Genomic DNA, 5,732 nt, shown 5'->3' with positions numbered 1-5,732 from the left:
TGACCGGAGACCACCTCACTATCGATGTCCTGCGGTACCCGGACTCAGACGTCCGTCCGGGCGATCCTGATGGCGCTCGGCTCCTCCGTTCTTCCCTCGGTGAACAACTGCCTACCAGTGGGGACTGGGTACTGCTGGTACTGCTTTCTTGCGCACTGCTGGTGATGCGAACCGCTGGGCGGCCTCGACCTGCGCCGCTCTTCGGCAGCCAGCCCCGTCGCCCATCCTGCGTCTGCTCTGGCTTGGAACCCCACTGCCGAACTACCCGGTGCGCGCGTCCGCAGCCGACGCCTTCACCGAGGTACCACTCACTCCACTTCGCTGCTGGGTACCGCCCCGCCCTTTGCGGGAACTGCGGTACTGCTCGCGGCAGCCCCTGATCACTGCGGGCCACCCGGTCCGGTCGTCAGCCACGTCGCCGTCCTGCACCTGCTCCGGCTTCGCGACTCCACCACCGCACCGTGCTGCACACTGCAACTACATGTACTGCACCCGGCAGTTCGTATCTGCCAGGTCTTGCTGTCCCTCTTGGCTACGAGAGAAACCATAACCACACCACCACCCAATGTCTACTCCCGCCATGACAGATTTTCGCCCGTTCGATCGTGAGGTATTCGGCGTCGAACAGTGAGGGATGGGGCGGGCCGCATACCTGTCACCGCCCGTTGACGGGCCGTAGTCCGGGCACGAACCACGCACAGGGCGGAGAGCGCCGGGCCCCACTGATGCAGGAACCAGGGGCGGCCGGACGGGCACCATGAGCGTGAACCTCACCCCCGCCCACTCCCGCTCCGCGTCGCCCATCGCCGACGCACGCGACAGCGCCCGCGCCTTCCTCGGCGCGCTCGTACCGGCATGTGCGGCCGAGGCCGCCGGCACCGTGGTCCTGGTCGTCTCAGAACCCGGACCACCCCGACCCGTTCGGCGTCACCGTCGTGCTGATGGAAGGGGACGGCTACCGCATCAGCCTGACCGAAGCGTTCGCCCGCTGAGCCCGTGGCCCGCGACTTCGACGGCGACGCGCCCCGCCGGATCGGGGACACGAACCAACTGGTCCTCGCCCGCCGGCGGGACGCCGGCGGACGGATCTACGTGGTGACCACCAACCTCGTCATCGACGCCCAGGAGAAGCTCGCCCGGCGTCGGCGGCTGGACCGCATCTGGCGCGCCGAGGCGCCGCCAGCCGACTGTCCTCAAGTACGGCCAAGTTGCGGAGCGAATAGGAGCAGGTCAGAACGCTGACCTGGCCATATGTCCCGGCGAGCCTTGACCCGGACGATCACGACTCCCCCTTCGCCAGGCATCTCTACCGGTCCGTGCAGCGCCCCAACCGCCGTACCGCACGGTGCCGAGCCCGGCCCGTGCCGCACGGCCGCCCTGCTGGAGGTCCGCTACGCGGGGTCCCGCCCCTCGGCGCGGCCCGGTCGTCCGGAGGGGCTCCAGCCTTCTGTGGCTTGCCCTGCACACCCTGTGGCGAAAACCCGGCGCGACGAACCTGTTGTACGAAGCCGGGGACGGGGTACCCGTCGCGGACGCCCCGACGTACAGGCCATGCGGGTCCGGTGGCCCGGCCGAAGGAGGCGGGGCGTCACAGGAGCACGCGATCGGGCGGTCCGGCGGGACCGCCCACAACGGCAGAGGGGGCACACCATGCGTCGGACGGTGCTCGAACAGTTTCCCGCCGGCGGGCCGCGCGGAAGCCGGCCCGCGGAGGAGTTCGCGGCCGCGCGCCGCGGCGAGGGGCTCGCGGCGGAGGTCGTGATGGACCTGGACCGGGACGCCTTCCTCGTGGTGGTCGCCGCGACGGCGGCCGACCGCGCCCGCTGAGCGGCATCAAGCCCGGGGCGCCGGGTCTCCGCACTTCCCGAGGAGTGACGGAGTGCGGCCCGAACGACTCACACCGCGAGGCGGGCCGTACCTCCTCACGGGCGAATGCTCGCCCTGCTGGGCGGGCCCGGTACGTCTCAGCGCACGGTGGCCGCGGCGGCCGCACCCACGAGTCCGGCGTCGTTGCCCATCACCGCGGGGGTCACCGTGAGGTTGCGCACGAAGGAGAGCGTCGCGTAGTCGGCGAGAGCCCGCCGCAGCGGGGCGAAGAGCACCTCGCCGGCTCCGGCCACTCCCCCGCCGATCACCGCGATGTCGATTTCGACCAGGGTCGCCGTGGCGGCGATCCCGGCGGCGAGCGCCTGGGCCGCACGGTCGAAGGACGCCTGGGCCACCTGGTCTCCGGCCTTCGCTGCGGCGGCCACGGCGCGGGCCGTCGCGTCTCCGTCGGGTCCCGGCTGCCAACCGCTGTCCAGAGCCCGCCGCGCGATGTTGGGGCCGCTGGCGATCCGCTCGACACAGCCGCGCGCACCGCAGGGGCAGGGGTCGCCGTCAAGATCGACACTGATGTGGCCGATGTGGCCGGAGTTGCCGGTGGGGCCGGGGTGAAGTTTGCCGCCGAGGACCAGCCCGCCGCCGACCCCGGTCGACACGACCATGCAGAGCGCGTTGTCGTGCCCCCGGGCCGCTCCCTGCCAGTGCTCGGCCGCGGTCATCGCCACGCCGTCGCCGACGAGGGTGACCGGCAGTCCGCCGATCGTCTTGCCCACCCGCTCGACCAGCGGGAAGTCGCGCCAGCCGGGAACGTTGACCGGGCTGACCGTGCCCGCCGACGCGTCCACCGGACCGGCGCTGCCGATGCCCAGCGCGCAGGCGCGCTCCCAGTACGGCGAGGCCATCAGCTCACCGAGGACCCCGTCCACCGCCCCCATGACCGACTCGCCGGACTCCTTGGCGGGCGTGGGCCGCTGCGCGCGAACGAGCAGCGTGCCGTCGTCGCCCACCAGCGCGCCGGCGATCTTGGTGCCGCCGATATCGAGGGCTGCGACGAGGTCGGTATGCATGGGGCTTGGCTCTCCGGATGGGTAGAAGGGCGGACCTGCTGGTTCCGTCCTTGTGGTCTGCACAGTCTGTATTGCCATGACAACGTTGTCCAGGGCCTATGCTCGACGCCACAGCCCCGATCCCCCGCGGCGTTGACATCGGTGTCGACGCACCCTACGACAGGACAGCGCACTGTGGCCGAGACCGCCCGTCATTCCGAGCCCCGCTACGGCAACCGGCCCACCATGAAAGACGTGGCCGCGCGGGCCGGAGTGGGGCTCAAGACGGTCTCCCGGGTGGTGAACGGCGAGGCCGGCGTCACGCCCGACACCGAGCGCCGGGTGCAGGAGGCGATCGACGCCCTCGGCTTCCGCCGCAACGACAGCGCCCGCGTTCTGCGTAAGGGCCGTACGGCGTCCATCGGACTGGTCCTGGAGGATCTGGCGGACCCGTTCTACGGTCCGCTGAGCCGGGCCGTGGAAGAGGTGGCCCGCTCGCACGGGGCGCTGCTGATCAACGGTTCCAGCGCCGAGGACCCGGTACGCGAACAGGAGCTGGTGCTCGCGCTCTGCGCGCGGCGGGTGGACGGCCTGATCGTGATCCCGGCGGGCGACGACCACCGCTATCTGGAGCCGGAGATCAGGGCCGGGGTGGCGACCGTCTTCGTGGACCGGCCGGCGGGTCTCGTGGACGCCGACACCATCCTCTCCGACAGCTTCGGCGGCGCCCGTCAGGGCGTGGCCCACCTGATCGCCCACGGCCACCGCCGGATCGGCTTCATCGGCGACCAGCCGCGCATCCACACGACGACGGAACGGCTGCGCGGCTACCACGCGGCGATGGCCGACGCGGGCATCGCCGTCGACGACCGGTGGGTCTCCCTGGGGATCACCGCCCCGGAGCGGGTGCGCGCCGCCGCCGGGGAGATGCTCTCCGGTCCGGAGCCGGTGACCGCCATCTTCGCGGGCAACAACCGGGTGACCGTGACTGCCGTACGGGTGCTCGCCGACCGCGAACGGCCGGTGGCACTGGTCGGGTTCGACGACATCGAGCTGGCCGACCTGCTCGGCATCACGGTGATCGCGCAGGACGCGGCGGCAGTGGGGCGCACCGCGGCGGAGCACCTCTTCCGCCGTCTGGAGGGCGGCGGACACGCCACCGCCCGGGTGGAACTGCCGACGACCCTGGTGCCCCGCGGCTCCGGTGAGCTTCCCCCGGCCTGACGAGGCGGAGGGGAGGGCCCGGCGACCGGGGACGGTGCGGTGACCGTGCTCAGCCGGCCGCGGCGCCGTGGCCGGTTCGCGCGTACGCGTCCAGCTCGCGGCGGCCGAGCCCGGTCAGCCGGGTGACCTCCGCGGTGTCCAGGGCGCCGCAGTCGATCCCGCGCAGCAGATGGCCGCTGAGCGCCTTCGCGGTGGCGGGTTCGTCCATGACGTCGCCGCCGGACTTGGCGACGTACCCGGCGAGGCGGGCCGCCATCTGGTCCAGGCCCTCGCGGTAGAAGGCGTAGACGGCCGCGTAACGGGTCGGCAGATGCGCCGGGTGCATGTCCCAGCCCTGGTAGTACGCGCGGGCCAGAGCGCGGCGGGTGAGGCCGTAGTGGAGCCTCCAGGCACGGTGGACACGGTCGGTGGGACCGACCGGCAGCACGTTGGTGGATCCGTCCGAGACTCGTACGCCGGTACCGGCGGCGGCGACCTGCATGACCGCCTTGGCGTGGTCCGCGGCGGGGTGGTCGCTCGCCTGGTGGGCGGGGCTGACGCCCACGCTCGCGCTGTAGTCGAAGGTGCCGTAGTGCAGTCCGGTGGCCCGGCCCCGCGCGGCGTCGATCATCCTGGCCACGGCGGCCGTCCCGTCCGCCGCGAGGATCGCCTGACTGGTCTCGATCTGGATCTCGAAGCGCAGCCGCCCCTCGTCCAGGCCGTGCGTGCGCTCGAACGCGTCGAGCAGCCGGGCGAAGGCGGCGACCTGCTGCGGGTAGGTGACCTTGGGCAGCGTGAGCACCAGCCCGTCGGGCAGCCCGCCGGAGCGTACGAGCCCGGTGAGGAACACGTCCGTGGTACGGATCCCCCGCGACCGCACGGACGCCTCCATGCACTTCATCCGGATGCCGGCGTACGGGGGCGCGCAGCCCTCCTCGTACGCCCGCCGGACCAGGTGTGCGGCGCGGGCGGCGGCCTGGTCCTCCTCGGCGTCCGGGCGTCTGCCGTAGCCGTCCTCGAAGTCCACCCGCAGGTCCTCCACGGGCTCGCGCTCCAGCTTGGCGCGGACCCGGTCGTGGACGGGGACGGCGAGCTCCTCGGGGAGGCCCAGGACGGCGGCGAAGGACTCCGCGTCCGGGGCGTGTTCGTCGAGTGCGGCCAGCGCCCGGTCGCCCCAGGAGCGTACGGTCGCGGCGTCGAAGGCGTCGGCCGGTACGTACACCGTGTGCACGGGCTGGCGGGTGCCCGGATCGCCGGGGTAGCGGTGTGCGAGTTCGGCGTCCACCTCGGTGAGGGACGCGCCGATCTCCTCGCCCACCGCGTCGTCGAGGCTCGTCACCGCTTCGGCCCGTCGGCCCATGACCGTACCCTCCACGCTCTCGATACGTGCGCGGACCAGAACTTCCGCTGACCGGAATCGATGATCCGCATGGCGAAGCTATAAGCGGGACGGGACACGCGTCAACGGTGAACGGCGACGGGCCGGGGCCGTGCGGGGGTGTCCGCGTGGTCCCGGCCCGTGGCCGTCGTGCCGTCCCCCGCGTGTCCGCAGCCGGGGCGGTGTGTTCAGTTCTTGCGGGTGTTGATCTCCTCGGTGAGCTGGGGCACGACGTCGAAGAGGTCGCCGACGACACCGAAGTCGACGAGTTCGAAGATCGG

General features: G+C 72.2%; 4 protein-coding genes. 2 read left to right on the top strand and 2 right to left on the bottom strand.

The features are described from left to right. Window positions 1-1,650: 1,650 nt before the first annotated feature. The gene (locus ACFZAX_RS35305) at window positions 1,651-1,827 is read left to right on the top strand and encodes a hypothetical protein (RefSeq protein ID WP_390967062.1); all 177 of its coding nucleotides are present in this window, start codon (window positions 1,651-1,653) and stop codon (window positions 1,825-1,827) included. A gap of 137 nt (window positions 1,828-1,964) precedes the next feature. On the opposite strand, the gene ACFZAX_RS35300 is transcribed toward ACFZAX_RS35305, so the two are convergent. Beyond that, complete coding sequence (locus ACFZAX_RS35300; protein ID WP_390967060.1) at window positions 1,965-2,891, bottom strand: ROK family protein; 927 nt, start codon at window positions 2,889-2,891, stop codon at window positions 1,965-1,967. Between the two features lie 174 nt (window positions 2,892-3,065). Here ACFZAX_RS35300 and ACFZAX_RS35295 point away from each other — a divergent pair, with 174 nt between their 5' ends. Then, window positions 3,066-4,094, top strand: coding sequence for a substrate-binding domain-containing protein (locus ACFZAX_RS35295; protein WP_390967058.1), 1,029 nt, complete (start codon window positions 3,066-3,068; stop codon window positions 4,092-4,094). 49 nt (window positions 4,095-4,143) lie between these two features. On the opposite strand, the gene ACFZAX_RS35290 is transcribed toward ACFZAX_RS35295, so the two are convergent. Then, window positions 4,144-5,433 (bottom strand): DUF6986 family protein, encoded by a 1,290-nt coding sequence (locus ACFZAX_RS35290; RefSeq protein ID WP_390967056.1) that lies wholly within the window; start codon window positions 5,431-5,433, stop codon window positions 4,144-4,146. Between the last annotated feature and the right edge of the window lie 299 nt (window positions 5,434-5,732).

The organism is Streptomyces sp. NPDC008125 (genome assembly GCF_042957125.1).
GTDB lineage: Bacteria > Actinomycetota > Actinomycetes > Streptomycetales > Streptomycetaceae > Streptomyces.
The sequence above is the reverse complement of the archived record's forward strand: the minus strand, read 5'-3'. Positions and strand labels throughout refer to the sequence as shown.